Source organism: Streptomyces sp. MnatMP-M17 (genome assembly GCF_900091995.1).
Taxonomy (GTDB): domain Bacteria; phylum Actinomycetota; class Actinomycetes; order Streptomycetales; family Streptomycetaceae; genus Streptomyces.
Genome location: NZ_FMDK01000850.1, coordinates 1 through 4539 on the forward strand (window position 1 = coordinate 1; position 4539 = coordinate 4539).

4 protein-coding genes are annotated in these 4539 nt (G+C 71.1%); 3 read left to right on the forward strand and 1 reads right to left on the reverse strand.

What is annotated here, in order from left to right:
- Window positions 1–536: FAD-dependent oxidoreductase (locus GA0115259_RS31875; RefSeq protein WP_141716776.1), on the forward strand; the 536-nt coding region annotated here is incomplete at its 5' end.
- Window positions 537–742: 206 nt separating this feature from the next.
- On the opposite strand, the gene GA0115259_RS31880 is transcribed toward GA0115259_RS31875, so the two are convergent.
- Window positions 743–2296, reverse strand: a complete 1554-nt coding sequence (locus tag GA0115259_RS31880; protein ID WP_093603418.1) for a regulator — start codon at window positions 2294–2296, stop codon at window positions 743–745.
- A gap of 306 nt (window positions 2297–2602) precedes the next feature.
- Between GA0115259_RS31880 and lipB the strand changes: the two genes are divergently transcribed.
- Complete coding sequence (gene lipB / locus GA0115259_RS31885; protein ID WP_093603420.1) at window positions 2603–3400, forward strand: lipoyl(octanoyl) transferase LipB; 798 nt, start codon at window positions 2603–2605, stop codon at window positions 3398–3400.
- A 155-nt stretch (window positions 3401–3555) separates the two neighbouring features.
- Window positions 3556–4539 (forward strand): lipoyl synthase (gene lipA, locus GA0115259_RS31890; protein ID WP_093603422.1); only part of this gene is annotated, 984 nt, incomplete at its 3' end.

Below are 4539 nucleotides of genomic sequence, written 5' to 3' on the forward strand. Positions count from 1 at the left end.
GGGGGGGGGGGGCCGCTGCCGAGCTGCTGCCGGGGCTGCGGGTGCCGGACTTCCATCCGGTGACGGTCCTGCACCACACCGCGCCCGTACCGCCGATGACCGATCCGGCGCTGCTGCTGGACGCCGACGGCGGCGGCCCGGTCGCGTACACCGCCGTGATGAGCGCGGTCGATCCCTCGCGGGCTCCGGCCGGCCGTGCGCTGATCTCCTCGACGGTGCTCGGCACGCCTCCGCCGGCCGCCGAACTCGACCGCTCGGTCCGCGCGCATCTCACGAGGCTGTACGGGACGCCCACCGACGGCTGGGAGTTGCTGGCCGTCCACCACGATCCGGAGGCGGTGCCCGCGATGCCGCCGCCGCACGATCTGCGCCGTCCGGTGCGGCTGTTGTCGGGGCTCTATGTGTGCGGCGACCACCGCGACACGAGCACGGTCCAGGGCGCGCTCTTCTCGGGCCGCCGCGCCGCCCACGCGATCCTGCGCGATCTGGGCGTACGCCCGGAGTACGAGACGGCGCCGCTGCCCGCGGTGGCGTGACGCCCGCTGCGGCGGCTCCAGCTCCGGTCCCGTCCGGCGTCGGCCAACCCCGGACGGGACCGGCTTCATGTGCGCTGTCGGACGCGGTGCGGGTGCGGGCCGGGCGCGGGCCGTGTCCGACAAATCCCGTCTGGCCCTGCGCGCGGACGACGCCATGTGGCAGACACGGCGTAGGGCTTACGGGTACGGCGGCGCAGGGTCCGGCGTCAGCCGAGTGCCGCGATCCGGTCGCGGTAGTTCCGTACGGCCGCCGCGTCCCGGTAGGGCTCCAGCCGCCGTTCGAAGTCCCGTACATACTCCACCGCCCGCGCCGACCGCATCTCGGTCGACTGCTTGGCCGCCTCCGCGCCCAGCAGACACGCCTGGTCCAGCTCACCGAGACCGAGCCGGGCGCAGGCGAGCACCACCCGGCAGAAGAGCCGGCTGCGGGCGTACGCCGGAGCGCGCAGCTGAAGGGAGCGCTCGGCGTGCTGTACGGCGGCGCGGTACTGCTGGAGATCCCGGTAGCAGTGCCCGAACTCGTCCGAGAGCTGTGCCTCGTCGAAGAAACGGGCCCAGTGCGGTACCTCGTCGCCGGGCCGCGCCGACTCCAGCGCGCGTTCGGACCGTACGAGCGAGGCGGTGCAGGCCCGTGCCTCGCCGAGCACACCGTGCCCGCGCGCCTCGGCGGCGTGCAGCAGCGCCTGGACGACCGGTGGCGCGGAGCCGCCGACGCCCTGCTGGGCCACGCGCGCGAGCTGAACCGCCTCCCGGCCGTGGCCGAGATAGACGGCCTGACGGCTCATGGTGATCAGGACGTACGAGCCGTAGGCGCGGTCCCCGGCCGCCTGGGAGAGCCGTAACGCCTGGACGAAGTAGCGCTGGGCGAGGCCATGCGCGGCGATGTCGTACGAGGTCCAGCCCGCCAGCCTGGTCAGATGGGCCGCCGCGGCGAACAGCCGACGGCCGGTGGTCTCGCCGTACAGTCCGCGCAGCATCGGCTCCGCCTCATGCTCCAGATAGCGGACGAGCGCCTGCCGGGCATGGCCTCCGCCGTAGGTCTGGTCGAGGGCGCAGAAGAGATCGCCGACGGAGCGCAGGGCGGCCACATCGCCCAGGGAGACCCGCTGGCCCGCCGCGCGTTCGGTACGCGGTTTGGGAACGGTGGCGGGCCAGCCTTGCGCGGGCACGCGGGCGACGGCTTCCTGGCCGCCGCTGTCGTGATCCCGGACCTCCTGACCTCGGAGCTCCTGACCGCGGGCCTCATGGCCGCCGCCGTTCTCGTGAGCGCGACCGACAGTATGCGTAGCGTGCGTTTCGAGGCCGGGATGGCCGACCCGTTCGTCCGCGCGTCCGATCAGCCAGTCGCGGCTGGGAACGACCAGTCCGGCCGGAGTGAACGCGATCTTGCGCAGCTCGGAGTGGCTGCCGGAGTCCTTGCGCCACAGCCCGCCGACGATGTCGACGGCCTCCTCGGGCGAGGACGCGAATTCAAGGCCCGCGTAGACCGGCGCACAGGCGTCCAGCCCCAGATCCTGCGCGGAGAGCCGACGGCCGAGACGGCGGGTGAACACCTCGGCGATCAGCGCGGGAGTGGTGCCACGGGGCTGCTGTCCGCGCAGCCAGCGCGTCACCGACGTCTTGTCGTACCGCAGATCCAGGCCGTGTTCGAGACCGAGCTGATCCACCCGGCGGGCGAGACCTGCGTTGGAGAATCCGGCTTCCGCGATGAGCGCGGCGAGCTGGCGGTTGGGGATGCGCTGCGGAGGTCGTTCCGACATCAGCTCTACGGTCTCCTGCCTTCCGGGCCCGGGGAGCAGCCCACATGGAACGGCGCGAATTTAGCGGTAGTGAACGTCTCCGCCATGACCTTGGCGCCACATTCATCCGATCGTGTGAGGATCAAGGGCCTCGCTGACGGGAGTACCTGTGGAGGCCGCCGGGGCGGGGGCCGGGGCAGAGGTCGGGGCGGGGCCGAGACGTCGCGTACGAGGGCCCGGAACCACCTGCCCGGCCGCGCCGCCGGGAGCCGCCGTACAGTGGCGAGGGCGCGACACGTGCACCATGAAGGTTCTGAGGAGGCTGCCGTGAGTGAGCTGCGGTACGTCCGACTGGGATTCGGCGGGCAGGCCGTCGAGTACCGGGAGGCATGGCAGGAGCAGCGCCGGGTCCACGCGGCCCGGTTCGCGGACGAGATTCCCGACACCTGTCTGCTGCTGGAGCATCCGCCGGTCTATACGGCCGGACGGCGTACGGCCGACAGCGAGCGCCCGCTCGACGGCACTCCCGTCGTCGATGTGGACCGCGGCGGGAAGATCACCTGGCACGGTCCCGGCCAGCTCGTCGGCTATCCGATCCTCAAACTGCCGCGTCCCGTCGATGTGGTGGCGCATGTCCGCCGTCTCGAAGAGGCGCTGATCCGTACGGTCGCGGAGTTCGGCCTGGAGACCACCCGCGTCGAGGGCCGCAGCGGTGTATGGGTGCTCGGCGATCCGGTGCACGAGCGTCCCGCGCTCGGCGGTCTGTCGCTGGACTTCGATCCGCGGCTGGCGGACGAGGAGTTCGATCCGCGGCTGAACGGTCCCGAGTACGCGCCGTCCAACGCCGGCCAGCGCCGGGAGGACCGGAAGCTGGCGGCGATCGGTATCCGGGTCGCCAAGGGCGTGACCATGCACGGCTTCGCGCTGAATGTGAATCCGGACAACACCTGGTTCGACCGGATCGTGCCGTGCGGGATCCGGGACGCGGGCGTCACCTCGCTCTCGAACGAACTGGGCCGGGACATCACGATCGCGGAGGTCCTTCCGGTGGTGGAGAAACATCTGCGGGACGTGCTGGAGGGCGCGGAGCTCAAGCCGCGCGAGATCGAGCGCGCGAGCGCGTAGGTCGCAAGCGCGTAGGTGCTGTCTTGTGCGGGTGCCGCATGGGAATGCGCCCTTCTGGCCATGGGTTGGCCCTACGTAATGCCACGCAAATATCGGGCGTAACCTGGTGTTCGCCGAAGAATCGAATGCCGCGCCAGCAGAGAGAGGTGCCGGACGTGTCCGCTGTCGCACCCGACGGACGCAAGATGCTGCGTCTGGAGGTCCGGAACAGCCAGACTCCCATCGAGCGCAAGCCCGAGTGGATCAAGACCCGGGCGAAAATGGGACCCGAGTACCAGCAGCTCCAGAAGCTCGTGAAGAGCGAAGGGCTGCACACGGTCTGCCAGGAGGCGGGCTGTCCCAACATCTTCGAATGCTGGGAGGACCGCGAGGCGACCTTCCTCATCGGCGGCGACCAGTGCACACGGCGCTGTGACTTCTGCCAGATCGACACGGGCAAGCCGGCCGCCCTGGACCGCGACGAACCGCGCCGGGTGGGCGAGTCCGTCGTCACCATGGATCTGAACTACGCCACGATCACCGGTGTCGCCCGTGACGACCTGGCCGACGGCGGTGCCTGGCTGTACGCGGAGACCGTGCGCCAGATCCACGCCCAGACAGCGGAGCGCGAGGCGGGCCGTACGAAGGTCGAGCTGCTGATCCCGGACTTCAACGCGGTGCCCGAGCAGCTCGCCGAGGTCTTCTCGTCCCGTCCCGAGGTGCTGGCGCACAACGTCGAGACCGTGCCGCGCATCTTCAAGCGCATCAGGCCCGGCTTCCGTTACGAGCGTTCGCTGGAGGTGATCACGCGCGCCCGTGAGGCGGGTCTGGTCACCAAGTCCAATCTGATCCTGGGCATGGGCGAGGAGCGCGCGGAGGTCAGCGAGGCGCTGCGGCATCTGCACGAGGCGGGCTGCGAGCTGATCACGATCACGCAGTATCTGCGCCCGTCCGTACGGCACCACCCGGTCGAGCGCTGGGTGAAGCCCCACGAGTTCGTGGAGTTGAAGGAGGAGGCCGAGGAGATCGGCTTCTCCGGTGTGATGTCGGGACCGCTGGTGCGCTCCTCGTACCGCGCGGGCCGGCTGTACCAGCAGGCGATCGAGCGGCGCGGCGAAGCGCCCGTGGGCGCGGCGGCGGCCGGTGCCGCGGCGGCCGGC

Excerpts from the sequence above, each read along its gene's own strand:
- GA0115259_RS31880 (WP_093603418.1), bottom strand. The coding sequence starts at position 2,296 with ATGTCGGAACGACCTCCGCAGCGCATCCCCAACCGCCAGCTCGCCGCG.